This window comes from Enterobacter sp. Y17, from assembly GCF_019730495.1.
Taxonomy (GTDB): domain Bacteria; phylum Pseudomonadota; class Gammaproteobacteria; order Enterobacterales; family Enterobacteriaceae; genus Enterobacter; species Enterobacter asburiae_B.
This window is the reverse complement of the sequence record NZ_JAASKP010000001.1, coordinates 394,356-420,494: the sequence shown is the minus strand read 5'-3', so window position 1 is coordinate 420,494 and position 26,139 is coordinate 394,356. Positions and strand designations below refer to the sequence as shown.

Annotated in this window: 23 protein-coding genes and 1 pseudogene; 7 read left to right on the top strand and 17 right to left on the bottom strand. The window is 57.7% G+C overall.

The features are described from left to right. Positions 1–16: 16 nt before the first annotated feature. A complete protein-coding gene (gene btsR, locus HCH49_RS01885) occupies positions 17–736 on the bottom strand; it encodes a two-component system response regulator BtsR (protein ID WP_023312443.1) in 720 nt (239 codons plus the stop codon). After that, positions 730–2,415, bottom strand: coding sequence for a sensor histidine kinase (locus HCH49_RS01880; RefSeq protein WP_023312444.1), 1,686 nt, complete (start codon positions 2,413–2,415; stop codon positions 730–732). The genes btsR and HCH49_RS01880 overlap by 7 nt, the downstream gene beginning before the upstream one ends. Before the next feature lie 217 nt (positions 2,416–2,632). On the opposite strand from HCH49_RS01880, the gene mlrA reads away from it, so the two are divergent. Beyond that, positions 2,633–3,373, top strand: coding sequence for an HTH-type transcriptional regulator MlrA (gene mlrA, locus HCH49_RS01875; protein ID WP_033146010.1), 741 nt, complete (start codon positions 2,633–2,635; stop codon positions 3,371–3,373). Positions 3,374–3,442: 69 nt separating this feature from the next. Next, on the top strand, positions 3,443–3,556 hold the full coding sequence (locus HCH49_RS01870) for a protein YohO (RefSeq protein ID WP_008500895.1): 114 nt from the start codon (positions 3,443–3,445) through the stop codon (positions 3,554–3,556). Here HCH49_RS01870 and HCH49_RS01865 read toward each other — a convergent pair. The 5 genes from HCH49_RS01865 to bglX form a co-directional block, all read right to left on the bottom strand. Continuing rightward, positions 3,531–4,268, bottom strand: a complete 738-nt coding sequence (locus HCH49_RS01865; protein WP_033146011.1) for an ABC transporter permease — start codon at positions 4,266–4,268, stop codon at positions 3,531–3,533. The genes HCH49_RS01870 and HCH49_RS01865 overlap by 26 nt on opposite strands. Next, on the bottom strand, positions 4,252–5,202 hold the full coding sequence (locus tag HCH49_RS01860; RefSeq protein ID WP_221702072.1) for an ABC transporter ATP-binding protein: 951 nt from the start codon (positions 5,200–5,202) through the stop codon (positions 4,252–4,254). Before HCH49_RS01860 ends, HCH49_RS01865 begins: the two co-directional genes overlap by 17 nt. Continuing rightward, positions 5,195–6,352, bottom strand: coding sequence for an ABC transporter permease (locus tag HCH49_RS01855; protein WP_214579552.1), 1,158 nt, complete (start codon positions 6,350–6,352; stop codon positions 5,195–5,197). Before HCH49_RS01855 ends, HCH49_RS01860 begins: the two co-directional genes overlap by 8 nt. 12 nt (positions 6,353–6,364) lie before the next feature. Further along, positions 6,365–7,282, bottom strand: a complete 918-nt coding sequence (locus HCH49_RS01850) for an ABC transporter substrate-binding protein (protein ID WP_221702071.1) — start codon at positions 7,280–7,282, stop codon at positions 6,365–6,367. Between the two features lie 145 nt (positions 7,283–7,427). After that, entirely contained in the window at positions 7,428–9,725 is a 2,298-nt protein-coding gene (bglX, locus tag HCH49_RS01845; RefSeq protein ID WP_033146014.1) for a beta-glucosidase BglX, read from the bottom strand. 189 nt (positions 9,726–9,914) lie between these two features. On the opposite strand from bglX, the gene dld reads away from it, so the two are divergent. Both dld and HCH49_RS01835 read left to right on the top strand, forming a co-directional pair. Further along, positions 9,915–11,663, top strand: coding sequence for a D-lactate dehydrogenase (gene dld, locus HCH49_RS01840; RefSeq protein ID WP_064672831.1), 1,749 nt, complete (start codon positions 9,915–9,917; stop codon positions 11,661–11,663). A 112-nt stretch (positions 11,664–11,775) separates the two neighbouring features. Next, a complete protein-coding gene (locus tag HCH49_RS01835; RefSeq protein ID WP_033146016.1) occupies positions 11,776–12,330 on the top strand; it encodes a GNAT family N-acetyltransferase in 555 nt (184 codons plus the stop codon). A gap of 94 nt (positions 12,331–12,424) precedes the next feature. Here the strand turns inward: HCH49_RS01835 and pbpG are convergent, their stop codons facing one another. Both pbpG and HCH49_RS01825 read right to left on the bottom strand, forming a co-directional pair. After that, positions 12,425–13,348: a D-alanyl-D-alanine endopeptidase gene (pbpG, locus tag HCH49_RS01830; RefSeq protein WP_023312453.1), complete on the bottom strand. Its 924-nt coding sequence runs from the start codon at positions 13,346–13,348 to the stop codon at positions 12,425–12,427. Between the two features lie 167 nt (positions 13,349–13,515). Further along, positions 13,516–14,103 (bottom strand): Yip1 family protein, encoded by a 588-nt coding sequence (locus HCH49_RS01825; protein WP_023312454.1) that lies wholly within the window; start codon positions 14,101–14,103, stop codon positions 13,516–13,518. Positions 14,104–14,260: 157 nt separating this feature from the next. On the opposite strand from HCH49_RS01825, the gene HCH49_RS01820 reads away from it, so the two are divergent. Continuing rightward, positions 14,261–14,833, top strand: coding sequence for a DedA family protein (locus tag HCH49_RS01820; protein WP_039263154.1), 573 nt, complete (start codon positions 14,261–14,263; stop codon positions 14,831–14,833). Between the two features lie 94 nt (positions 14,834–14,927). Here HCH49_RS01820 and HCH49_RS01815 read toward each other — a convergent pair whose 3' ends face one another. Further along, complete coding sequence (locus HCH49_RS01815) at positions 14,928–15,692, bottom strand: SDR family oxidoreductase (protein ID WP_221702070.1); 765 nt, start codon at positions 15,690–15,692, stop codon at positions 14,928–14,930. A gap of 50 nt (positions 15,693–15,742) precedes the next feature. Further along, a complete protein-coding gene (mdtQ, locus tag HCH49_RS01810; RefSeq protein ID WP_221702069.1) occupies positions 15,743–17,161 on the bottom strand; it encodes a multidrug resistance outer membrane protein MdtQ in 1,419 nt (472 codons plus the stop codon). A 203-nt stretch (positions 17,162–17,364) separates the two neighbouring features. On the opposite strand from mdtQ, the gene yohP reads away from it, so the two are divergent. Next, on the top strand, positions 17,365–17,448 hold the full coding sequence (yohP, locus tag HCH49_RS01805) for a small membrane protein YohP (protein WP_000698460.1): 84 nt from the start codon (positions 17,365–17,367) through the stop codon (positions 17,446–17,448). Between the two features lie 39 nt (positions 17,449–17,487). Here yohP and HCH49_RS01800 read toward each other — a convergent pair whose 3' ends face one another. The 6 genes and pseudogenes from HCH49_RS01800 to HCH49_RS01775 form a co-directional block, all read right to left on the bottom strand. Next, entirely contained in the window at positions 17,488–18,882 is a 1,395-nt protein-coding gene (locus tag HCH49_RS01800) for a glycoside hydrolase family 1 protein (RefSeq protein WP_221702067.1), read from the bottom strand. Positions 18,883–18,894: 12 nt separating this feature from the next. Next, positions 18,895–20,861: pseudogene (gene bglF / locus HCH49_RS01795) on the bottom strand (PTS beta-glucoside transporter subunit IIABC). Between the two features lie 24 nt (positions 20,862–20,885). Continuing rightward, the gene (gene licT, locus HCH49_RS01790) at positions 20,886–21,719 is read right to left on the bottom strand and encodes a BglG family transcription antiterminator LicT (protein WP_023616723.1); all 834 of its coding nucleotides are present in this window, start codon (positions 21,717–21,719) and stop codon (positions 20,886–20,888) included. 166 nt (positions 21,720–21,885) lie between these two features. Then, positions 21,886–23,232, bottom strand: coding sequence for a carbohydrate porin (locus HCH49_RS01785; RefSeq protein ID WP_221702065.1), 1,347 nt, complete (start codon positions 23,230–23,232; stop codon positions 21,886–21,888). Positions 23,233–23,533: 301 nt separating this feature from the next. After that, complete coding sequence (gene dusC, locus HCH49_RS01780; protein WP_045888710.1) at positions 23,534–24,466, bottom strand: tRNA dihydrouridine(16) synthase DusC; 933 nt, start codon at positions 24,464–24,466, stop codon at positions 23,534–23,536. Positions 24,467–24,507: 41 nt separating this feature from the next. Beyond that, a complete protein-coding gene (locus tag HCH49_RS01775; protein ID WP_221702064.1) occupies positions 24,508–25,305 on the bottom strand; it encodes an AraC family transcriptional regulator in 798 nt (265 codons plus the stop codon). A gap of 59 nt (positions 25,306–25,364) precedes the next feature. On the opposite strand from HCH49_RS01775, the gene HCH49_RS01770 reads away from it, so the two are divergent. Beyond that, on the top strand, positions 25,365–26,081 hold the full coding sequence (locus HCH49_RS01770) for a type 1 glutamine amidotransferase (RefSeq protein ID WP_221702063.1): 717 nt from the start codon (positions 25,365–25,367) through the stop codon (positions 26,079–26,081). Positions 26,082–26,139 lie beyond the last annotated feature (58 nt).

Sequence of the window (26,139 nt, the reverse complement as noted above, 5' to 3'; positions counted from 1 at the left end):
GCGCAGTGTACCAGTTTTACAGGCCAATCGCCTCTTTCAAACTCTTGAGATAGCGACGGCTGACGGGTACCGTTTGCCCGGCACGCAGCACCAGCTCGGCCTGGCCGTTATCTTCCAGGCGGATCTCCTTCAGGTGCGCCATGTTCACCAGATACTGGCGATGGCAGCGGATCAGCGGCGTGCGGCTCTCCAGCGTGCGCAGGGTCAGCTCGGTAAACCCTTCGTTCCCTTCGGCGCTGGTGACAAACACCCCGCTCAGGCGGCTGCTGACAAACGCCACATCATCCATCTGCAGAAGATAAATTCGGCTGTGCCCGGTGCAGGGGATAAACTTCAGCGGCTGCTGGTTTTCCGGCAGCAGCGTGACGTCCTGTACGGTTCGCTCCTGGCGTAAACGGGTGAGCGTTTTTTCCAGACGCTTCTCTTCAATCGGCTTGAGTAAATAGTCAAACGCGTGCTCCTCAAAAGCCTTAACGGCATATTCGTCGAACGCCGTCAGAAACACGATATAGGGGCGATGCGCCGGGTCGAGCATGCCGACCATCTCCAGCCCGCTGATGCGGGGCATTTGAATGTCGAGGAACAGCACGTCCGGGCGCAGCTTGTGCACCGCGCCGATGGCCTCAATGGCGTTCGCGCACTCCCCCACAATCTCAATATCAGGCTGCTCCTGCAGCAGAACGCGCAGGTTTTCTCGTGCCAGCGGCTCGTCATCCACGATCAGCACTCTTAACATGCGTTTTCCTCCAGCGGCAGTCGTACGGTAATACGGGTAAATCGGTCTGGCTCACAGGCGACGGTAATGCCGCAGTCGTCGCCAAAATGGGCGCGCAGGCGTTTATCCACCAGGCTCATCCCTAAACCGCCCGAGGCGGAAGGCTGGTAAAGCCCGGCATTATCTTCAATATCCAGCACCAGATGGTGGTTGAAACGGCTGGCGGCAATGGTTATCTCCCCCGTTCCCAGAAGCTGTGACGTGCCGTGTTTAATGGCGTTTTCGACAATAGGCTGCAGGGTAAAGGCCGGGAGATGCTGATACGCCAGCTCGTCCGGAACGGAGAGCGACACCTGCAGGCGCGACTGGAAACGCGCCTGCTCGATCTGCAGATAGGCATTCACGTGCTCAATCTCATCGGCGAGGGTCACGATCTCAGACGGCCGTTTCAGGTTCTTACGGAAAAAGGTCGACAGAAACTGCACCAGCTGCGCGGCCTGATCGCTGTCGCGGCGGATCACCGCTTTGAGCGTGTTGAGGGCATTAAACAGGAAATGCGGGTTGACCTGAGCATGCAGCAGCTTAATTTCGGACTGCGTCAGCAGGGCTTTCTGCCGCTCATACTGCCCGGCGAGGATTTGCGCGGACAGCAGCTGGGCTATCCCCTCCCCCAGCGTGCGGTTGATGGAGCTGAACAGACGGTTTTTGGCCTCATACAGCTTGATAGTCCCCATCACCCGCTGATTTTCCCCGCGCAGCGGAATCACCAGCGTGGAGCCCAGCTTGCACTGCGGATGCAGCGAACAGCGGTAAGGCACTTCGTTACCGTCGGCATACACCACCTCACCGGTTTCAATGGCGCGCAGCGTATAGGCTGAGGAGATCGGTTTACCCGGCAGATGGTGATCGTCCCCGGTGCCGGTAAAGGCCAGCAGCCGCTCGCGATCGGTTATGGCCACCGCGCCGATATCCAGCTCCTTGTAGAGCACCTGCGCGACCTTCATGCTGTTCTCTTCGTTAAACCCCTGGCGCAGGATCCCTTCGGTCGAGGCGGCGACCTTCAGCGCCGTGGCGGAAAACGCCGAGGTGTACTTCTCAAACATGGCGCGCTTGTCGAGCAGAATGCGCATAAACAGCGCCGCACCCACGGTGTTGGTGACCATCATCGGAGCGGCAATACTGCTGACCAGGTGCAGCGCATCTTCAAACGGACGGGCAATGAGCAGAATGATCGCCATCTGCGCCACTTCGGCCACAAAGGTAATGGCACCGGCGGTAAGCGGGCTAAAGACTTTATCCGGGCGGCCGCGTTTGATCATGTAGCTGTGCACCAGGCCGCCGAGCAGCCCTTCCACGATCGTTGAGATCATACAGCTGAGCGCCGTCATTCCGCCCATGGAATAGCGATGCAGCCCCCCGGTTAAGCCAACAAGGCCACCGACGACGGGACCGCCCAGCAGCCCGCCCATCACCGCGCCGATAGCGCGCGTGTTGGCAATAGAGTCTTCGATATGGAGGCCAAAATAGGTCCCCATAATGCAGAAAATAGAGAAGGTAACGTAGCAGAGCAGCTTATGCGGCAGACGTACGGTAACCTGCATCAGCGGGATAAACAGGCGCGTTTTGCTCATCAGCCAGGCAATGACAAGAAACACGCACATTTGCTGAAGCAACAGCAGCACCAGATTAAACTCGTACATACTCAAAACCGCACACGCTAAAAACGCGTAACATACACTGATGCGGGTTTACTTTCTTTGAAGCATCCCAAAAAAGCGCAAAATTGTGTCCGTTATCACACCTTTTTCTGAATATCGCGCATGCTTCGCATTGTTTGTTCAAAAATCAATCAATCCTTCCTGGTTCGCCAAAGTGGGTCTACAGTTAAGCTGGGAACGCGTAAGCCAGGGGGCGAATATGGCGCTTTACACGATAGGTGAAGTGGCACTCCTTTGTGATATCAATCCCGTTACCCTACGGGCGTGGCAGCGACGGTATGGATTGCTTAAACCGCAGAGGACCGACGGTGGGCATCGCCTTTTCAATGAGGCCGATATCGACCGCATCCGCGAAATTAAAAGCTGGATCGACAACGGAGTGCAGGTCGGCAAAGTGAAGTCCCTGCTGAGCCATGATGACCCGGACACGCAACACCTCTGGCGCGAACAACAGGAAACCCTGCTGCGGCTTCTGCAGGCGGGGAATCTTCAGCGCCTGCGCGCATGGATAAAAGAGCAGGGCCGCGACTATCCGGCACAGACGCTGATCTCCCATCTTTTCATTCCGCTCCGTCGACGTCTGCAATGCCAGCAGTCCACCCTGCAGGCGCTGCTCAGCATGCTCGACGGGGTGCTGATCAACTATATTGCCGTCTGCCTTGCCTCAGCGAAGAACAAGGCCGGAAAAGATGCGCTGGTGGTCGGCTGGAACGTGCACGATACCACCCGCCTGTGGCTGGAAGCGTGGATTGCGACCCAGAAGGGCTGGCGCGTGGATGTCCTGGCGCACTCGCTGGCGCAGCTTAAGCCCGAGTTTTTCGACGGTCAGACCCTGCTGGTCTGGTGTGGAGAAGTGCCGTCCGCCACGCAGCAACAGCTGCTGACGGAATGGCGAGAGAATGGTTACCCGGTTTATTCCCTTGGCCCGGATGAGCCATAACGGCATTTAATGGTTCATTAACAGCTGCGCTTCACCGTATAATTGTTCCGTTAACAACAGGAGCACATGATGAAGGCAACCAAACTGGCCATTATTACCCTTTTTGTCCTGATGGCCGTGAGCGGTATCGGCGGCGTGATGCTGGCAGGATACTCGTTTATTGTTCGCGGCGGTGTCGGCTGAGGTACAGCGCCAGCCGCTCAAAAAGGCGATCGACGACGATTGCCGCCAGCGCGACCAGCACCGCCCCCTGCACGATATAAGCCGTATTAAACCCGCTCAGGCCGATAATAATCGGCGTTCCCAGCGTATTGGCACCGACCGTTGACGCAATGGTCGCCGTCCCGATGTTAATAATCACCGACGTGCGGATCCCGGCAATGATAACCGGCGCCGCAAGCGGCAGTTCAACCTTGCGCAGCCGCTGGCCGCGACTCATCCCCATCCCTTCTGCCACGCTCAGCACCGACGCCGGTACCGCCGCGAGGCCCGCCAGCGTGCCCTGCAGCACCGGCAATACGCCGTATAAAATCAGCGCAATAATGGCGGGTTGCTGACCAAAACCCATCACCGGCACCGCTATCGCCAGCACCGCCACCGGGGGAAACGTCTGGCCAATCGCCGCTATCGTCTCCACCAGCGGACGAAATTCTTTGCCCGCAGGCCGCGTGACCGCGATGCCTGCCCCAACCCCCAACACAACCGCGATGGCGCTTGAGAGCGCCACCAGCCAGAGATGCGCCAGAGCGAGATTAATAAAGCTCTCCTGCTGATAAACCGGCCGCGGCAGCCCAGGGAAAAGAGCGTTAAACAGCGCCGCGCTGTGGGGCATCAGAAACAGTAAGGCGACAAAGAGCGCTACCAGCCAGAGGAGCGGATCACGCAGTGCCTTCACGCGTCACCTCCCCGGCCAGCAGATCGCGAAAATGTAAGGTTCCGCACGGCGTACCGCGGGAGTCCGAGACGGGCAATACCTCGCACTGGCGCGCGACAAACGCCGAGAGAGCATCCCGCAGGCTCATCTGCGCCTGCAGCGGTTCGCCGCTCACCGGTACCTCCTCCCGACGCATATAGTCGCTGACCGTCCGCAGGGAGAGCAGCCTCACGCCCAGCTCGCTGCGGCCAAAAAACTCGCGCACAAAGTCGTTCTTCGGCCATGTTAATAGCTCAAGCGGCGAGCCCTGCTGCACCACTTCGCCATGATCCATCAGCACCAGATGGTCGGCCAGGCGCAGAGCTTCATCAATATCGTGCGTCACGAGAACGATCGTGCGTCCGAGAATGCGGTGAATGCGGGTCATCTCCGCCTGCAGCGCCCCGCGCGTGACCGGATCCAGCGCGCCGAAGGGTTCATCCATCAGCAGTACCTGCGGGTTAGCCGCCAGCGCGCGCGCCACGCCCACGCGCTGTTGCTGGCCTCCGGAAAGCTGGTGAGGATAACGATCGCGCAGCGCGGGCTCCAGCCCCAGGAGCGACATGAGTTCTTCCACCCGGTCAGCGATTTTTGCCCGCGACCATTTATCCAGCTGCAGCACGGTGGCGATGTTCTGCGCCACCGTCCAGTGCGGAAACAGGCCGATAGACTGAATGGCATAGCCCATCCGGCGGCGCAGCTCCAGCACCGGCAGGCTGCGGATCTCTTCCCCGGCAAAGCGGATCAGCCCGCTGTCATGCTCAACCAGGCGGTTGATCATCTTCAGGGTGGTGGATTTTCCCGAGCCGGAGGTGCCAATCAGCACGGAAAACGCGCCCTCGGCAAAGTTCAGGTTCAGGTGGCTCGCCGCCGGGCGACCGGCAAAGGTTTTACTGACATCATGAAATTCAATCATTGGCTCTTCTCCTGAGCAGCGCGAGCCATAAGGCAAACAGCGCGTCGACGACAACCGCCAGCGCAATCGTGGGCACCACGCCCAGTAACACCAGATCGAGGGCACTGCTGAGCAGCCCCTGAAACACCAGCGCGCCAAAGCCGCCCGCACCAATCAGCGCCGCTATCACCGCCATGCCGACGGTTTGTACCGCCACCACCCGCAGGCTGCGCAGCAGCAGGGGCAGCGCCAGCGGCAGCTGAATTTTCCAGAAACACTGCCGCGCGCTCATCCCCATCGCATGGGCGCTTTCAAGCACATCCGGCGCGACCTGACCCAGCCCCGCGACCACGCCGCGCACCAGCGGCAGCAGCGCATACAGCACCAGCGCGATAAGCGCGGGCGTTAACCCCGTTCCGGCTATGCCGAGCGTACCCAGCACCGGAAATGACTTCACCAGCCCCGCCAGCGGGGCAATCAGCAGGCCAAACAGCGCGACGGAAGGTATGGTCTGGATCACGTTGAGCACGGCAAACACCCCACCCTGGCGTGAAGGATGACGATAGCACCACATGCCGAGCGGTATCCCGATCAGCAGAGCCGGGATCAGCGTGCCAAAAAGGATCGTCAGGTGTTGCGCCAGGGCATCATCAAACACCTCCTGACGGTTGGCGTACTCTTTCAGCAGCGAGAGATTGTTCAGCTCACCGCTGAACAGCAGGAACAAGGGAATGCACCATATCTGCGCGTTGAGCACCCAGCGCCAGACGCCGCTGGTGATGAGTCGACGAATGGCGTCGCTGCTGGCCAGCAGACACAGCGCCAGCCACAGCCAGAGGCCGCTGCCCACCGTGGTTCTCGCCAGCGGGCTTTCCGCCGACGCCATATGCGTCGCCGCCTGCCCGGCCCCCCAGAACAGGATGATAAACAGCCCTTCAGCGAGGAGCAGCGTCAGCCACTGCGCCGTGCGCCCTTGCCAGAATGAAAGAGCAACCCACGCGGCCAGCGCCGCCGTCAGCCACCACGGCGTAAAGGACCAGACGTCCCAGAGAGAGCGCCCCTCCCCTGACATCAGGCGGTTAGGGGCGACATTCACAAACGGCAGCGCGACTGCCGCGATGGCCACGCAGGCCAACAGCAGCAGTACGCGGTTATGACATTTTATTGGCACAGCCCTTTCCCGTTACTTCACAAGCCCTTGTTGTTTCAGGAAGTCGGCGGCCACTTTTTTGGCATCCAGCCCCTCGACGGCAATGCTGGCATTCAGCTGTTGCAGCGTTTTTTCATCCAGTTTTTCGAAGACCGGCTTGAGCCATTCTGCAATATCCGGATAGGCTTTCAGCACCGCCTCGCGCACGACCGGGGTCGGGGCGTAAATCGGCTGTACGCCTTTAGGATCGGTCAGGGTTTGCAGGCCGAGCGCCGCCACCGGGCCGTCGGTGCCGTAGGCCATTGCCGCGTTAACGCCGGAAGTTTGCTGCGCCGCCGCCTTAATGGTTACCGCCGTATCCCCGCCCGCCAGCGAGAGCAGCTGCGCCTGGTCGAGCTTGAAGTTGTAGGCTTTTTCGAAAGCAGGGAGCGCGTCAGGACGCTCAATAAACTCCGCGGACGCTGCCAGCTTAAAGTCGCCCTTCTCTTTCAGATAGCGGCTGAGATCCGTAAGCGTAGTCAGCTTGCCTTTCTCCGCCACGTCCTTGCGCACGGCGATAGTCCAGGTGTTGTTGGCCGGAGCAGGCGTCAGCCAGACCAGCTTGTTCTGTTCCGCGTCGAGTTTTTTGACTTTCTCATACCCGGCTTTGGCGTTTTTCCATGCCGGATCGTTTTCATCTTTGAAGAAGAATGCCCCGTTGCCGGTGTATTCCGGATAGATATCCAGCTCGCCGGAGGTGATCGCCCCGCGCACGACGGGCGTGGTGCCCAGCTGAACTTTATTGACGGTTTTCACGCCGTGGCTTTCCAGCACCTGCAAAATAATATTGCCGAGCAGCGCGCCTTCGGTATCGATCTTTGAGCCCACTTTTACCGGCTCCGCCGCCTGTAACGGCAGGCTTAGCGCCGCCAGCAGCACCGCAGATCCCAACATCCCCTTTGCAATCGTCATTCCGCTATCCTCATTTTTTTATCGCCTTTTTCAGAGGCTTGAGAGAAAAGCGTAGCTTAAAACAGCGGATTTACCCGGCAAAATGCCTTTTTAGCATAAGGTAAGACGCATCCCCCGGAAGTCGGGGGATGCAAAGGGAGGAAGGTTACAGCAGCTCGAACTCGCCTTTATTCACGCGGGCGGAATCCACCCCGATAAAGACGTTAAACTTGCCCGGTTCCGCATCGTATTTCATCTGCTGGTTCCAGAACTTCAGCGCCTCCACGTCAATCGGGAAGCTGATGGTTTGGGTTTCGCCAGGCTTCAGATTGACCTTCTCGAAGCCGCGCAGCTGCTTAACAGGACGGCTCATCGAGGCGGTGACATCCTGCACGTACATCTGGATCACCGTTGCCCCTTCGCGCTTGCCGGTGTTGGTCACTTCGACGCTGGCGGTAACTTTGCCGTCACGCTTCAGGGTCGGCGCCGACATTTTCACGTCAGAAACCTTGAAGCTGGTGTAGCTCAGACCGTAACCAAACGGATACAGCGGGCCGTTAGCTTCGTCGAAGTAACGGGACGTGTACTTGTTCGGCTTGTCGGCGTTATACGGGCGACCGGTGTTCAGGTGGCTGTAGTAGACCGGGATCTGCCCGACGGAGCGCGGGAAGGACATCGGCAGCTTGCCCGACGGGTTGTAATCACCAAACAGCACGTCGGCGATGGCGTTACCGCCTTCGGTACCGGCGAACCAGGTTTCCAGAATGGCGTCAGCCTGCTGGTCCTCTTTCACCAGCGCCAGCGGACGACCGTTCATCAGCACCAGCACCAGCGGCTTGCCGGTGGCTTTCAGGGCGGCGATCAGATCGCGCTGGCTCTGCGGAATGGTGATGTCGGTACGGCTGGAGGCCTCGTGCGCCATACCCTGCGCTTCGCCCACGACCGCGACAACCACGTCAGACTGTTTCGCGGTATTCACCGCCTCGTCGATCATCTCCTTCGGCGTGCGCGGATCGACCTTCACCGCTTCCTCGTACTGGTTGAGGAAGGTGACGATGTCTTTATCGTTGGTGACGTTCGCCCCTTTGGCGTACACCACTTTCGCGTTATCACCCACGGCACTCTTAATCCCGGTCAGCACGGTCACGGACTGATCGGCTACGCCTGCCGCAGACCAGCTGCCCATCACGTCGCGCTTGCTGTCGGCCAGCGGGCCCACTACGGCAATGGTGCCGGATTTTTTCAGCGGCAGCGTGTCGAGGCGGTTTTTCAGCAGCACCAGGCTTTCGCGCGCCACGTCACGCGCTTCTTTGCGGTGCAGACGGCTTTCAGCGTTGGTATCTGCCGGGTCAGAATCCTTCGGCCCCAGATGGCTGTACGGATCGTTAAACAGCCCCATGTCGTATTTCACGTTCAGCACGTGGCGCGCGGCATCGTCCAGCTCCGCCATCGTGACCTTGCCGCTCTTCACCAGCCCCGGCAGGTATTTGCTGTAGTACTCGTCGCTCATGCTCATGTTGATGCCCGACTTGAGCGCCACGCGCACCGCGTCTTCCGGATCGGAGGCGGTACCGTGCTTAATCAGCTCTTTAATCGCGCCGTGGTCGGAAACGGTGATGCCCTTAAAGCCCCACTGGTCGCGCAGCACGTCTTTCAGCAGCCATGAATCGGACGTCGCAGGAGTACCGTTCAGCGAGTTCAGCGCCACCATCACCGCGCCGCTGCCCGCATCCAGCCCTGCCTTGTACGGCGGCATGTAGTCGTTGAACAGGCGCTGCGGGCTCATGTCGACGGTGTTGTACTCTTTCCCGCCTTCAACCGCGCCATAGGCCGCGAAGTGTTTGACGCTGGTCATCACCGAGTAGCGATCCGCCGGGCTTTTGCCCTGCATCGCTTCCACCATGGTTTTCCCCATCGTGGAGGTTAAATACGTATCTTCACCAAAGCCTTCCGAGCCGCGGCCCCAGCGCGGATCGCGCGAGACGTCCACCATTGGCGCCCAGGTCATGTTCAGGCCGTCGTCCGCCGCTTCATAAGCCGACACGCGCCCGACGGTTTTCACCGCGTCAAGGTTAAAGGAGGAGGCTAAACCGAGGCTAATCGGGAAAACGGTACGCTGGCCGTGCACCACGTCATAGGCAAAGAACAGCGGAATTTTCAGGCGGCTGAGATCCATCACCTGATCCTGCATCTTGCGGATATCCTGGCGGGTGACGGTATTAAAGATGGCTCCAACCTGCCCGTCTTTGATCATCTCGCGGATGGCCTCTTTCGGGTTATCCGGACCGACGCTGATAAGACGCAGCTGGCCGATTTTCTCATCAACCGTCATTTTCTTGAGCAATTCCGTGACAAACGCGTCCCGTGCTTCAGGCGTGAGCGGGTGATTACCAAACAAATCCTCTGCCAGCGCAGGTTGCAGCGCCAGGCTGACGGCGACACCTACAGAACATAGCCATTTCATGTCGTTTTACTCTCTCATCAATAACCGCCGGACGATCTCGGCCATACCGTGCGAAAAGCGCAGTGTGCCACAAACCCTCGAAACGTTGCAGGGTTATTCTCTGATTTTTCTCGTGAATACTCGACCGCTTAACAGTTAATCGCGCTATGCTTTACAGCGAGAAATTTGCCCCACCACAAGGAGTGGAAGATGACTTCTGTTCGAACAAACGATAACACGACTTTTATTAACGAACTGTCGCGCCTGGTTGGCTCCTCTCACCTGCTTACCGACCCGGCCAAAACCGCCCGCTACCGCAAAGGTTTCCGCTCCGGTCAGGGCGAAGCGCTGGCGGTGGTCTTCCCCGGCACGCTGCTGGAGCTGTGGCGCGTGCTGAGCGCATGCGTCGCCGCCGACAAGATTATTTTAATGCAGGCCGCCAATACCGGCCTGACCGAAGGCTCCACGCCGAACGGCAACGATTACGATCGCGACATCGTGATTATCAGCACCCTGCGCCTCGACAAGCTGCACCTGCTGGACAAAGGCGAGCAGGTGCTCGCGTTCCCCGGCACGACGCTCTACTCCCTGGAAAAAGCGCTTAAGCCGCTGGGCCGTGAGCCGCACTCGGTGATTGGCTCCTCCTGCATTGGCGCCTCGGTGGTCGGTGGGATCTGCAACAACTCCGGCGGTTCGCTGGTGCAGCGCGGCCCGGCCTACACCGAGATGTCGCTGTTTGCCCGTATTGACGAAAACGGCAAGCTGACGCTGGTGAACCATCTGGGAATCGATCTCGGCGCGACGCCGGAACAGATCCTCAGCAAGCTCGACGACGATCGCGTGAAGGACGAAGACGTGCAGCACGACGGTCGTCATGCGCACGATCACGACTACGTGACCCGCGTGCGGGATATCGACGCCGATACGCCGGCGCGCTACAACGCCGATCCGGACCGCCTGTTTGAATCCTCCGGCTGCGCCGGGAAGCTGGCCGTTTTTGCCGTGCGTCTGGATACTTTCCCGGCGGAGAAAAAGCAGCAGGTGTTTTACATTGGCACCAATCAGCCCGAGGTTCTGACCGAAATTCGTCGTCATATTCTGGGCGAATTCACCCATCTGCCGGTGGCGGGCGAGTACATGCACCGGGACATTTACGACATCGCCGAGCGTTACGGCAAAGATACGTTCCTGATGATCGACAAGCTCGGCACCGACAAAATGCCGTTCTTCTTCACCATGAAGGGCCGCACCGACGCGATGCTGGAGAAGGTGTCGCTGTTCAAACCCCACTTCACCGACCGCTTTATGCAGAAGCTGGGCAACGTTTTTCCGGCGCATCTGCCGGAGCGAATGAAAACCTGGCGCGATAAGTACGAGCACCACCTGCTGCTGAAAATGGCCGGGGACGGAATTGCCGAAGCGCAGTCCTGGCTGACCGAATTCTTCAAAAACGCCGAAGGGGATTTCTTTGCCTGTACGCCTGAAGAGGGCAGCAAAGCGTTCCTGCACCGTTTTGCCGCCGCAGGCGCCGCCATCCGTTATCAGGCGGTGCATTCGGAAGAGGTGGAAGACATTCTGGCGCTGGATATCGCCCTGCGACGTAACGACACCGAGTGGTTTGAGCACCTTCCGCCGGAAATCGACAGCAAGCTGGTGCATAAGCTCTATTACGGCCACTTTATGTGTTATGTCTTCCATCAGGATTACATCGTCAAAAAAGGGGTCGATGCACACGAACTGAAGGAGCAGATGCTCGCCCTGCTGCGTGAACGCGGCGCACAATATCCTGCGGAACATAACGTCGGGCATCTTTATAAAGCCCCTGACGCACTTAAGCAGTTTTATCGCGAGAATGACCCTACAAACAGCATGAATCCCGGCATTGGTAAAACAACGCGGAAGAAATACTGGAAAGAGAGCGCGGACGCGGAGCAGCGCGTAACGCAAGCGTCTGATTAATTCCTATAGCCAAATTTGAGAGATTGTTTAGCGCGCCTTAATCGTAATAGAGTAACCGTCTGACGCCGGAGGAACGTTTCTCCGGCTTTCTATAACGAGGAGCAGGCACATCATGTCGGCTGTTGATGTTTTATCCGAGACCGAACTGGAAGTGCGCGATGCCCTTCCCGATGATGTGCATGCCATCGCCGCCATCTATGCATGGCATGTGCTGCACGGGCGCGCGTCATTTGAAGAAGTCCCCCCTACCATCGACGAAATGCGTCAGCGTATGAAAAGCGTGGCTGAGAGCGGTTTGCCGTGGCTTATCGCGCTGTATCGCGGCATCGTGGTGGGCTACTGCTACGCCACGCCTTACCGCCCGCGACACGCCTACCGCTATACCCTGGAAGAGTCGATTTACGTGGATGCCAGCATTACCGGGCGCGGTTTTGGTTCGGCATTAATGGATGCGCTGATCGCCCGCTGCGAGCAAGGCCCGTGGCGGCAGATGATTGCCGTTGTGGGCGATGGCAACAATAATGCCGGCTCGCTGCGGCTGCATAAAAAGCACGGCTTCGAGATTGTCGGTCAGCTGCGCAGCGTGGGGTATAAGAAAGGCGACTGGCGGGATACGGTGATTATGCAGCGCTCGCTCAACGATGGGGACTGGACGCTGCCGGAATAAACGCAAAACGGTAACCTGGGTTACCGTTTTTAGTGTTTTTTCCCTCTCCCTGTGGGAGAGGGTCGGGGTGAGGGCATCAGCGCGCACAAACGACTCAGTCGTTCTGCGCCGTCGCCATCTGTTCCGCTTTCTGCTTTTTATACGTCAATGCTGCGGCCGGAACGGGCTGCACTTTCCCGGTTTCAATCCAGGTACGCAGGCGGCTCGCGTCCGCGAAGTGGGTATATTTGCCGAAGGCATCCATCACCACCAGCGCCACCGGCTTACCGTTAAACACGGTGCGCATCACCAGACAGTGTCCTGCCGCGTTGGTAAAGCCGGTTTTGGTTAACTGAATATTCCAGTTATCGCGGTATACCAGATGGTTAGTGTTGCGGAACGGCAGCGTATAGGCCGGGTTCGCAAAGGTCGCCATCTCTTCACGGGTGGTGCTGAGCTGACCAATCAGCGGATACTGTTTGCTGGCAATCAGCAGTTTCGTCAGATCGCGGGCCGTGGAGACGTTGTTGATCGACAGTCCCGTCGGTTCAACATAATGCGTATTGGTCATCCCCAGCGCTTTGGCTTTCGCGTTCATCGCGCGGATAAAGGCGTCATAGCCGCCCGGATAGTGGTGCGCCAGGCTCGCCGCCGCACGGTTTTCAGACGACATCAGCGCCAGCAGCAGCATATTTTTACGGCTGATTTCACTGTTCAGCCGCACGCGGGAGTAGATCCCCTTCATCTCCGGCGTGTGGCTGATGTCCACTTTCAATTTTTCGTCCAGCGGCAGATGTGCATCAAGCACCACCATCGCGGTCATTAATTTGGTTATTGAGGCAATCGGGCGCACCAGGTCCGGATGGCTGGCGTAGATCACCTTATTGGTGTTGAGATCGACAATCATCGCGCTGCCGGACGCAATTTGCGGCTGAGCAGCAGCGGCGGTCACCGCGGGCGTTTTAGCGACGGCCGGCACGGCAGCGGACGCGCCCAGCAGCAGCGCCAGACTAAGTAAAGAGACTCGGAATTTCAGCATGGTGAGACTTCTGATAATTATTCACGCACGTCATGACGTACACCGCCTGTATCAACGGATAAACACAGGCTGGCTTCGGCATCATAGCGGTCACCGGGCGTTGTCGCCAGCGGATAATCGTGAACAGATGCTGCATTGCTGGCATTTACGCCAGCAATGCAGTGAACTCAGAAGAGACGGTATCCGTAACCCCAAAGAATAACCGTCAGCGCCAGTAGCGCCTCCAGCACCAGCACCCCAATAGCGAGTGTTGAACTGGAAAAACTCAGGCCTTCTTCTTTATTGATATTCAGGAAGGTTGGAACCCCCAGATACAGCAGATATCCGGTGTAAAAGAGGGCAATAGTACCGATCAGCGCGCACAGCCAGACCAGTGGATAGAGCGCAACAATACCGCTTAAGAACAGCGGGGTCGCGACGTATCCGGCAAAGACCATACAGTGCGCCAGCGATGGACGTTGCGGGTAGTTACGCGCCATCCAGTGAATGACACGCCCCATTACCGCCACACCCGCCAGCATCAGGCCATAAAAAACGATGGCCAGATAGAGCCCGGTAAACCAGGAAAGCTGAACCACGGTGCCGTCACCGAAGTTCCAGCCGATTTGTGTTGTTCCGATAAAGGCGCATATTACCGGCACCGCAGCCATCAGCAGCACGTGGTGCGTGTAATGATGCGAGACCGTTTCGTTCTCACTTTTAATGACATGCATCTCACGATCGGGATGGGAGAAAAGTCCCCAGACATGGTTCATAGCGCCCCCTTGTTGTCGGCCCGTCAGCGATACCTTAAGTATAATGCAGGCTTTAGATTATTTTATGTACAGTGGGAAATTTCCGTTGATTTCCCCGCTGTTGATTCATGGGGTATATGATTAAACGAGGTACGCTGAGGGAGATAACATTTACGTAATGGATATTAACGCACTTATTGAACAATATGGATATGCCGCGCTGGTCGTCGGTAGCGTGGCAGAAGGTGAAACCATCACGCTGTTAGGCGGCGTCGCCGCGCATCAGGGATTGCTGAAATTCCCGCTGGTCGTCGCAGCGGTCGCGCTCGGCGGAATGATTGGCGATCAGCTGCTCTACTTTCTCGGGCTGCGCTTCGGGCCAACGCTGCTTAAGCGTTTCGCAAAGCATCAGAAGAAAATCCGCCGCGCTCAACGGCTCATTCAACGTCATCCCTATCTGTTCGTCATCGGCACGCGCTTTATGTATGGCTTTCGCATTATCGGGCCGATACTGATTGGCGCCAGCCATCTGCCGCCAAAAATTTTCCTGCCGCTCAATGTTCTTGGTGCGATAGCCTGGGCGCTGATCTTTACGACGCTCGGCTACGTCGGGGGCGAAGTGATTGGCCCGTGGCTGCATAATCTCGACCAGCACCTGAAGCACTGGGCGTGGTTGATTCTGGTGGTTGCGGCGGTGATCGGGGTCAGGCTGTGGCTGAAGCACCGGGATAAGACGCGGGATGAGGAGTGAGTGCGGTCTCCTCCCCTCACCCCGGCCCTCTCCCAAAGGGAGAGGGTGTTTTTAGTTCCCTCTCCCTTTGGGAGAGGGTTAGGGTGAGGGAAAACTACCCCTCCGGCTTAAACTGCGGGTTCGCCAGCATAAAGCCCCCGTCGACAATAAACGATTGCCCCGTCGTGTAGCTGGCGTCGCTGTCGCACAGCCATGCCACCAGGCTGGCAATCTCTCTGGTGTGGCCCGGTCTTGCCAGCGGGATTTCCGGCATTGAGCCTTCCTTCACTTCACTGTCGTCCATGTCGTTCATCGGTGTGGCAATGGCGCCCGGCGCGACGGCGTTCACCAGAATGTTGTGCTTAACCAGTTCCATCGCCATGGATTTAGTTAACCCGCCGAGCGCGTGTTTTGCCGCCGTGTAGGCGCTGGCCTCCGGCAACGGCGTGTGCTCGTGTACTGAGGTGATATTCACAATCCGCCCCCCTTCCCCCTGCTTCACCATCTGCCGGGCGGCAATCTGCGAACAGAGAAACGCGCCGTCCACGTCGACGGTGAAAATGTTCCGCCAGTCGTCAAACGGCATCTCAAGGAACGGCGCTTTGGTCATCGCTCCGGCATTGTTAACCAGCACGTCCAGCCGACCAAAACGCGCAATCAGCGTTTCAATAGCCTTTGCGCCTTCCGGCAGCGTGCTTAAATCAAGATGGATAGCCTCTCCGCGCTGCCCCTGCGCTTCAACTTCGCGGCAGGTTTCCAGCGCCCCTTTTTCATCCGAGTGCCAGGTGACGCCAATATCAAACCCGCGCTCTGCGAGCATCAGCGCCGTGGTTTTACCAATCCCGGAATCCGATGCGGTCACTATCGCTACTCTGGTCATACTCACCTCCTGAAAAACTGCAAAGAGGTAAGTATAGATAATGACCATTTTTAGCCATGATGATAGCCGCCGCCCAGCGCCGACGTCAGCTGCAGCGTGGCGTCGACATACTGGCCTTTCAGCAACAATCCGGCGAGGTCTTCCCTGAGGGCCGGGATCCTGGCTTCACTGACCCGCGAGCCCGCAACGATCCCCGCGCTGAAACGCGCCTGCGCCAGCGCCACAACCCGCGCCGCATCTTTTTCAACCTGCTGCTGATGGTGGTTCTTCGCCGTCAGCGTTTCGACTTCACTGGCCGTGCGCGCCACCTGATTGACCGCTTCGACCACCGCTTTGTTGTAGTTCGCGACCGAGAGATTGTTCTGCGCCTGGGCGATATCCAGGCTGGCGTTCAGCCTGCCGCTGTCGAAGATCGGCAGCGTAAGCCCGGCGGTCACGCCCATCTGCTGCGCTGAAGCGCGAAACAGATCGCTCAGATGGAGGGCATCCTGCTGTAAGAACGCCATCAGGTTCACGTCAGGATAGAAAGCCGCTCTGGCGGCCTCCACCTCGCTCATGGAGGCTTCGATATACCAGTGCGCCTCCTGAAGATCCGGACGGCGTGCCAGCAGTTCATAACCGAGCGTCGGCGGTAGCGCGGCGTCAACCGTCGGCAGCGCATGCCGCGTAAGCGTTACGGAGGAAGAATTCGTCAGCGCGACCAGACGCGCCTCAACGGCTTTCATCTTCCCGTTGACTTCTGCCAGCTGTTCTTCGGTTTTGTTGGCGTCGATATCGGTTTCCACCCCTTCAACGGAGGAGGTGATCCCGTGCTGATACAGTTCGCGATCGGCGCCGATTATGTTGTCCTGCTCATGTTTGATCTGCGCGAGAACCTCCCCCGCTGCGGCCTGAGTTTGCCACTCCCAGTAGAGCCGCGCCACGCTGCTGGCCAGCAGCTGGCGGGTCTGCTCCAGCTCCGCTTTTTGCGCATTCACTTTGCCAATCCGGGCCTCGACCCGGGCGCGATTTTTTCCCCACAGATCGAGATCCCAGCCTGCGGTCAGCCCAAAGGTGCCGTTGGTGTACCACGGCCCGGTGGTGCCTGCAGCCGGGTCGGTAAGGGCGAAAGGCCCCATCAGCCCTTCGGCGGACATTTTCTGGCGTTCCGCATCGGCGGAAAAATCAATCTGCGGACCGTCAGCGGCCATTGCGGCTTTTGCCTGGGTTTCGGCAAGCGTAATGCGCTGACGGGCAATCTGCATATCCGGCGCATCGCTCAACGCTTTCGCAATCAGCCCGTTAAGCTGGGGATCGTTATACGCTTTCCACCACTCATTCTTCGGCCAGTCCTGATGATTCAGAACCGTATTCACCGACGCCGCAGCGGTTTGCGTTTTAATGGGAGACACCGTGGCATGTTCAGGCGCACAGGCTGCCAGAATAAAAGCGAAGGGTGCGCTCAGAGATAAAATAAGAGAACGTTTCATGACGCCATACACTCAAAAAATAAAGGCGCACGTTACGCTCGATATCGTTCATTTTTTTAGTAACGCGTGGCAATCCGCAAATTGTCATACATTTTAATACCCGGAAATTTATTCCCGAAGAGAGTGATTAAATTCAATGCATTCACGCCAAATATAAATACGCTGCTACACTTATTCAGGACATACATGAGCGGGAGAAAGGAATGAAAATATTACTGTGGGCTATTTTAATTATATTTCTGATAGGGCTCTTAGTGGTTACCGGCGTATTCAAGATGATTTTCTAATCTATTTGCCCGGCTCAGAGCCGGGCAACGTCATTAATATCAGGCTTTCAGCGAAGCCCCTTTCGTGGCAATCACCTCTTTATACCAGTAGAAACTTTTCTTACGGCTGCGCGCCAGCGTGCCGTTACCGCTGTCATCGCGATCGACGTAAATAAAGCCGTAGCGCTTGGAGAGTTCAGCTTTAGACGCGCTCACCAGGTCGATTGGCCCCCAGCTGGTATACCCCATCACCTCAACGCCGTCATCAATCGCTTCACGCACCTGCACCAGGTGGTCGTTAAGGTAGCTGATGCGATAGTCATCCTGCACCACGCCGTCCGCATCCGGTTTATCCTTCGCCCCCAGGCCATTTTCCACAATAAACAACGGCTTCTGATAGCGATCCCAGAGCACGTTCAACAGGGTACGCAGGCCGATGGGGTCAATCTGCCAGCCCCATTCGGAACTTGCCAGATGCGGGTTTGGCACCATGCTCAGGATATTGCCGCGCGCCTGCTGGTTGAGGGCCTCATCCGCGGTAACGCAGCCTGTCATGTAGTAGCTGAACGAGATAAAATCGACGGTCGATTTCAGCGCCTCGCGGTCGTCATCCGTGACCTCAAGCTGAATACCATTGTCGCGGAAGAAGCGCTGCATATACCCCGGATAGGCGCCACGGCACTGCACGTCGCCAAAGAATTGCCACGCGCGGTTTTCCTGCAGCGTCTCCAGAACATCTTCCGGCTTGCAGGTCAGCGGGTACATCAGGCCGCCCAGCAGCATGTTGCCGATTCTGGCATCCGGGATAATCTCGTGGCAGGCCTTCACGGCCAGCGCGCTGGCCACCAGCTGGTGGTGGATCGCCTGGTACACCTCACCTTTGCTGCTGGTTTCAGGCAGGCCCACGCCGGTCATCGGCGCGTGCAGAGACATATTGATCTCGTTGAAGGTCAGCCAGAGCTTCACCTTCTCCTTGTAGCGCGCAAACACGGTGCGGGCGTAGCGCTCGAAGAACCCAATGGTCTGGCGGCTGCCCCACCCGCCGTACTGCTTCACCAGCCCCCACGGCATTTCGTAATGCGAGAGCGTTACCAGCGGGGTAATGCTGTGCGCGGCCAGCTCGTCAAACAGCCGGTCGTAAAACGCCAGCCCCGCTTCGTTAGGCTGCAGCTCGTCGCCGTTCGGAAAAATGCGGGTCCAGGCAATGGAGACGCGCAGGCAGTTAAAGCCCATCTCAGCGAACAGTTTGATGTCTTCCGGGTAGCGGTGATAGAAGTCGATGGCGACGTCCTTGATGCCGCTGTCGCCCGCCACGCGCTCAACCACCGGGCCGAAGACACCCTGCGGCTGAACGTCCGAGGTGGACAGCCCTTTCCCCTCCTCCAGATACGCGCCTTCTACCTGATTCGCGGCAACCGCGCCGCCCCATAAAAAATCGTCCGGGAAAGTTTTCATCACGTTCTCCTGTTATTGATGGCTTACGCTGAGTAACGGAGCACCGGCGCTGACGGACGTTGCCGCCACGGTCACCACGTCACGATACTCATCGCTGTTACTGATAATGATCGGGGTCGCCAGGTCGTATCCGGCATCGATAATCGCCTGTCGGTCAAACTCCAGCAGCAGATCGCCGGGCTGCACCCTGTCGCCCACCTTCACGTGGGCGGTAAACGGCTTGCCGTCTAGCTTCACGGTATCGATACCCACGTGGATTAACACTTCTATCCCGCTGTTGCTGAGCAGGCCGATGGCGTGTTTGGTCTGAAACAGCGAGGCCACCACGCCGGCAAACGGGGCCACCACTTTGTTATCCGAGGGAATAATCGCGGCACCGCTGCCCAGCAGGCCGCTGGCAAACGTGGTATCCGGCACCTGGTCGAGCGCCAGAACGGTCCCGGTCATCGGGGATAAGACATCGTTTTCCCCTGCCGTAACCGCAGCTTCCGCCGCTGCGCGTCCCGGCATACCTGCCACCAGCGTCAGGCCACAGCTCAGCACCAGCGCTACCGCGGTGCCGATCACGCCGCCCCACAGCGTGGCGTTTACCCCACCCGGCGGAATTATCTGGGCGATGGTAAAGATATTGGCGAAGCCGAAGGAGTAAACGTGGGTATCGCTGAAGCCGACAATCGCCCCGCCGATAGCTCCCGCCACGCAGCCAAAGATGAACGGACGACGCAGCGGCAGGTTTACGCCATACACAGCGGGTTCGGTGATACCAAATATCCCGGCCGTTACCGATGAACCCGCCAGCATCTTCTGACGGGCATCGCGGGTACGCAGGAAGATCCCCAGCGCTGCCCCCACCTGGCCAAACACCGCGGGCAATAGCATTGGCAGCATGGAGTCATGCCCCAGCACCGCCAGGTTGTTAATCATCAACGGCACCAGCCCCCAGTGCAGGCCAAAAATAACGCAGACCTGCCACAGCGCGCCCATCGCCGCGCCCGCCAGCCACGGTGCCAGAACGTAAATGCTCTGATAGCCGTTCGCCAGCATCTGGCTCAGCCAGGTCGCCAGCGGCCCGATAACGAGGAAGGTCAGCGGCACGGTTAATCCTAAGCAGATCAGCGGCGCGAAGAAGTTTTTCATCGAGGAAGGCAGCAGCCTGGTGCTATGCTTTTCCAGCCAGCAGCTGACCCACGCGGCGAGAATAATCGGGATCACCGACGAGCTGTAGTTAAACCAGGTGACAGGAATGCCCAAAAAAGCGTCCGATACCGCGCCCGGCTGCTGGCTGGCGTTAAACGCTGCAATCATCATCGGATGGGTGAGCGCCCCGCCGATGACCATGGTAATAAACGGGTTGCCGCCGAATTTTTTCCCGGCGGTATAGCCCAGCACCAGCGGGAAGAAGAAGAACAGCGCGTCGCTGGCGGCGAACCAGATTTTATAGGTGCCGCTCTCAGTGCTGAGCCAGCCGCACACCACCGCCAGCGCCAGCAGCCCTTTCAGAATACCGGACGCGGCCAGAATGCCGATAAACGGAGTGAAAATCCCGGAGACGATGTCAATCAGGCGGCCCAGCAGGTTGCCCTTTTCCCCCCTCTCTTCCACGGCGGGCGCGTCATCGGTAAGGCCTGCCTCATTGCGCACCGCCTGCCAGACGTCGTGGACGTGGTTGCCAATCACTACCTGAAACTGGCCGCCGCTTTCGACCACCATGATCACGCCCGGGTTTTTCTTCAGCCCTTCCGCATCCGCCCGTTGATTCTCTTTTAGTTTGAAGCGAAGCCGGGTCGCGCAGTGCACAAGACTGACGATGTTCTCTTTTCCGCCAACGTGGCCGAGAATATCCTTCGCTAAAGCCTGGTATTCCATCTCGATTTCCTTACATCCGATGCCTGCAGGCACCTGTTGACTGAGTACAAAAAATAAAAAAACCCGAGAACGTCCTTCTGACGAAGGCCGCGCTCAGGTTTTGCCTGCGTGATGCAGTAACAATCCTGTTTTGAGGCTTAACGCCCCTCTTTTCTCACCCGCTCGATATGAATGGCGAGGAACATAATTTCTTCGGTCGTCAGCTCGCGCTGATAGCTTTTGTTCAGGTGCTGGGCGATTTTCTCGGCGCATTTCCACGCTTTCGCGTAGTTGTCTTTTACTGCCGTATGCAGCGAGACATCGTCATCTTCCACCACGGTGCGGGTCAGCATCCGCTGGGCAAAAAACTTCAGGTGAGTGACGAAACGCTGATAGCTGAGCGACTCTTCATCGTACTCAAGCTGCAGCTGATACTTCACCAGCTGCAGGATCTCCTGCATCACCCGCGTCACGTGCATCACTTCCGGCATTTCGCTGTTCAGCTGCGCGGTGACCAGATGCAGCGCGATAAACCCGGCCTCATCCTCTTCCAGCTCGACGTTCAGGCGTCTGGCAATAATGGCCCGCGCCTCCTGCCCTAATTCGAACTCCTTCGGATACAGCCGTTTAATATCCCACAGCAGCACGTTTTTGATGGCCAGCCCGTTCTTCTGCCGCTCAATCGCAAAGTAGCAGTGGTCGGTGAGGGTGATATACAAACTCTCCTGCAGCTTGCCCAGCCGCTGCGCCGCCAGCCCGATGATACGGTCGCAGGTGGTCATCACCTCCAGCGGAATTTGACTCAGCAGCTCTCCGAGTCGACGCACCAGTTCATCGCTTTGTAACGCAAACACCTTTTCAACCAACGCGGTATCCAGCGCTTCGCCGACGCGCTTCTGAAAGGCCAGCCCACGGCCCATCACCACCTGTTCGCGCCCGCGCTCATCCTGAACAACCACCACGTTATTATTGAGTATCTTGGCGATTTTCATCTGAACCCCAGAAACAAAAAAACCTGACCTCCGGCAGATGCCAGAAAATCAGGTTTTGCCTGCCTAAGCAGTAACAATCCAGTTCTGGCACTCTATCAGTTTCATTCATAGCCTCAATGCATCACGCGTCAGAAACGTGACGCGGATCGAACTTGCTACGGTGATATCAGAAGCTCACCACCGTTTTCAGCTCGGTAACCCAGGCATCCTGGGTGCGACTGACCCCGCCGGGATGGTGCCAGTACTGAATGCCCGGCTGCAGCTCCAGCCACGACACCGGACGGAAGCGATAATAAAACTCACCGTTCAGGGAGTGGCCTGGCTCCGGGTGATACGCCGGATCGTTATAGTCCGACACGCCGCTCAGGCTGTTCATATAGCGCTGGTTGCGGGCGTACTGGCTGCTCATATCAATCCAGGTTAGCCCGAAGCCAATCCAGTCTTCCGGCCGCGCGTCAAAAAGCCCGCGGTAGCGCAGCGAGGCGGCGTAAACCTGGTGCATGTAGTTGGTACTCTGATCCGCAAGGCTCATGCTGAAAGAGGTGCTCAACCCGCGATTCGGGTCATCCTGATGCTGCGTAAGCTGCTGGTTCAGCCCGGCGTACATGAACCAGGTCCGGCTGTGGGTATCAAAGCCGTTCGGGTCCGTCGCGCCCGCACCGCCGGATTTGCCGCGATAAAGATCGGTTTGCGGCGCGTTGGTAAACACCACGCCCAGGTTGTACGCCCCCGGCAGGCCGTTAATCAGCGGACGCGCTTCGATTTCAACCGGCAGTAAGACCCCTTTGCTGCCCTTCGTCGACCAGCTCCACGCGTGGCTGCGGCTGGAGGCTTCGGGATTTTGCTCCATCACGCCGCCCTTCAGGGTCAGCGTCGGCGTTAATTTATACGCAAGCGTGGTGCCCCAGGTGTGAACGTTCCAGTTGTTCCACGTCAGCGAGTTGGCTGACTTCCCGCCGCACTGCGACAGGAGCTGGAAATCACAGGGGATGATTTGATCGAAGGTCTGCACCTTGTTCATCATCCCGATGCGCCAGGTCAGACGCCGGTCGTCAAAGCTGCGGGCAAAGGTCAGCCAGCCCAGACGGGTAATCGACTGCCCGCCCCAGCTCTCCTGGGTCAGATCGTTAAAGTTAACGCGCGGGTCCTGTACGCGTTTAGTGGTGAGGTCGTCATTGTGGTTACGGTTGACGATATTCCCCTCGATACGCGCGTCCGGGATACCGGTCCAGCGCTCCAGGTCCTGGTTGAAGGTCAGCGCAAACTGGTCAATATAGGCCACGTGGGAGTCGTGGTTATATCCGCCACCGCCGTTCCAGCCAATTTCATTCAGGTATCCGAGATTCCAGGTAAAACCGTTATCGTTGAGGATTTTACGTATGCCGAGCATTTCGCCCAGAACAGGCTCCGGTGGATCTTCAAAACCTAATACCGTTCCGTTCCAGTCTTGCGCCACCGACAGCGGGGATATCGCTAATAAGGCGAGCGCAAAGAATTTATTTTTATATGCCATAATAACAACCTGTGATTGAGTATTTTGTGCGTAACCGGCCGCAGGAAATTTTTCTATTTCCTGTCGATATTTCATTTTTTTAAATCAGTAAAAAGCGCTAAGCCAAATTTCTCTCCTGCGTAAACGAGAGGCAAAAAAAAACCTAAGCGCTCCACAGCGAAAATGCTGTGAAACGCTTAGGTTTTGCCTGTTAACCAGTAACAATCCTGCGTTGAAAACAGTGGCACCTTAACACCGTCGCGCCACGTTGAAAACCTGAACTGTTTTCTGATTTAAAAAAGTGTGAGCAATTTAACGCTTATTATTTTGACTGAATCACCCGGGCAATATCAGACGAAGTCTGTAATGTCCGAATCTCCTGAAATAATCCCAGCGCTTCATCGTACTCTTTGCGTAAATAACTCAGCCACTGTTTAATTCGCGCGACGTGATACAAGCCGGTGTCGCCCTGCTTTTCCAGTCGGCTGTATTTTTGCAGCAGCGTAACGACGTCTGCCCACGGCATTCGCGGCTCGTTATATTTCACCACCCGGCTGAGGTTCGGCACATTCAGGGCGCCGCGACCGATCATCACCGCATCGCAGCCGGTGGCCTTCAGACAGGCCTGCGCGCTCTCATAATCCCAGATTTCACCGTTGGCGATCACCGGAATGGTGAGGCGCTTGCGGATCTCACCGATCGCCTGCCAGTTAATGCGCTCGGCCTTGTAGCCATCTTCTTTGGTGCGGCCATGCACCACCAGCTCGGTGGCCCCGGCCTGCTGCACCGCATCGGCGATTTCAAACTGCCGCGCGTCGCTGTCCCATCCCAGGCGCACCTTCACCGTCACCGGCAAATGCGAAGGCACGGCCTCACGCATGGCTTTCGCGCCGCGGTAAATCAGCTCAGGATCTTTCAGCAACGTCGCCCCGCCGCCGCTGCCGTTCACCAGCTTCGACGGGCAGCCGCAGTTGAGATCCACCCCGTAAGAGCCCAGCTCAACCGCGCGGGCGGCGTTTTCCGCCAGCCATTCGGGATACTGGCCGAGCAGCTGAATACGCACCAGCGTGCCGGAAGAGGTCCGGCTCTGGTTGTGCAGCTCGGGGCACAGGCGGAAGAAGGATTTTACCGGCAACAGCATATCGACCACGCGCAGAAATTCCGTCACGCAGAGATCGTAATCGTTCACCTCGGTCAGAAGCTCGCGCACGAGGGAGTCGAGCACGCCTTCCATTGGGGCCAGTAAAACACGCATAGCAGTACCTGTGAAAAAAGACGCGCTATAGTAGCCGCTCTCTATATCGCTGGGAAGCGCTTCTGTTCAGGGAGAAAGTCAGCCGGCGTTGCCCCCACAATGGCGCGAAACGCCGCCGCAAATGCCGCCTGCCCGGAAAACCCCAGCATCCAGGCCACCTGCTTAACCGGGTATCCGTTGGCGAGCAGGTCCAGCGAGGCACAAATCCTTGCGCGCTGTCGCCAGGCCCGGAAGCTAAACCCGGTATCTTTGATAAAGGCGCGTGAGAATGTGCGTTCAGACATCGCGACCTGTTCCGCCAGCCTTTCCATCGAAACGTCCCAGAGATTGCTGGCAATGATGTCACAGGCAACCCGATGTAACCGCTCATCCACGGGCATCGGTAATTCGGCCGAAATCTGCTGCGCCTCGCTGAGGATTTCGAGCAGCAAAACGGCCATGCTGCGCTGGCTGGCTGGCCGGTATTGCGCACTGAACAGCCCGGCAATCAGCTCTTTGAACAACGCCGTCGCCATAATCACGTGAACCTCTTCTTTCCGTTTAAAAGATCGGCATTGCGATATCAGCGCGGGGCTAAACCAGACCGCGCGGAGCTCCGTTGCGGATAACACGCTGTAGGTATGCTCCTGAAAGGGAGGGATCCAGAGCGCGCGCTGTGGCGGTATGACCCAACGCTTATTGCCGGTTTCGACCAGCATCACCCCTTTGATGGCAAACAAAAGTTGCCCCTGTGGATGCCGGTGAGGGGGATCCACTTCGCCGCGCGTATAGCTAATAGCCCCTCTGGACCATCCGATGGCATCGTCGTGAATTGGCGTTTTATCGATAACGGTTGGCATTTCACATTCCTCCCTTCCTCTTATGATGCTGCTTGTACACGTAACCGGAGAGAGACGCAATGCACATTCATTTTATCATTCATGAACATTTCGAAGCGCCAGGCGCATATGATATCTGGGGGAAAAATCGCGGCTGTAGTATGAGCTACTCCAGAGTTTATCAGGGCGATCCGTTACCCGAGGATCTGCAGAGCACAGACTTGCTTATCATCATGGGAGGCCCGCAGTCACCTGCCACCACGCTTCAGGAGTGCCCCTGGTTTGACGCGCAGGCGGAAATGCGGCTCATCGGCCGCGCAATAGAGGCAGGTAAAACGGTGATTGGCGTTTGTCTGGGCTCGCAGCTTATCGGTGAAGCGCTGGGCGCAGCGTTTTGCCATAGCCCGGAAAAAGAGATCGGCAAATTTCCCGTCAGGCTCACAGATGCAGGCAAGGCGAACCCGCTGTTTGAGGATTTTGGCCACGAGCTGAACGTCGGACACTGGCATAACGACATGCCAGGGTTGACGCCGCAGGCTAAAGTGCTGGCTTACAGCGAGGGCTGCCCCCGTCAGATCGTGCAATATGGCGAACGGGTTTACGGTTTTCAGTGTCATATGGAACTGACGCCGGAGGTGGTTGAGCTGCTGATTGAACATTCGCAGAACGATCTCCGCCGCGCGGCTGAATTTCGTTTTGTCGAAACGGCGGAAAAACTTCGCTCGCATGATTATCGCGAAATGAACCAGGTGCTGTTTTCTTTTCTGGATAAACTCGCCGCCCAACGCGAGGCCTGACTCAGAGGCATTTCTCTGGCTCGTCACTTCGCCACCGCACGCCCTTTCCTCTAAACTG